The sequence below is a fragment of the Peribacillus sp. SIMBA_075 genome (assembly GCF_046534585.1).
In genome coordinates this window covers 1-245 of record NZ_JAWRYN010001346.1, presented here as the reverse complement: position 1 = coordinate 245, position 245 = coordinate 1, and the positions used below count along the sequence as shown (strand labels likewise).

Annotated in this window: 1 protein-coding gene; it reads right to left on the bottom strand. The window is 46.1% G+C overall.

Annotated elements, in window-relative coordinates; all coding sequences use genetic code 11:
- Nucleotides 1-245 (bottom strand): nucleoside transporter C-terminal domain-containing protein (locus SB775_RS32720; RefSeq protein WP_410865461.1); only part of this gene is annotated, 245 nt, incomplete at both ends.

Here is a 245-nt window from a genome sequence, read left to right as displayed (position 1 = left end):
ACAGAGATGATGGCTTCTGTACGTGCAGTGAAATGTAGAGCGTCGCCAGACAGCGCCAGCATCGCCACAAATTCGTTGGACACCATTTTGGTTGCCATAATACTTCCTGCTTGTACCGCTTCGCTCCAAGGTACACCGACTAGGAAAGCAAATGGAGCAAAAACATATCCAAGTACATCTTGGAAAGAAACGCCAATGACCGCTGTGAAAATTCCATTAATCATCGCAATTAACGCAACGAATCC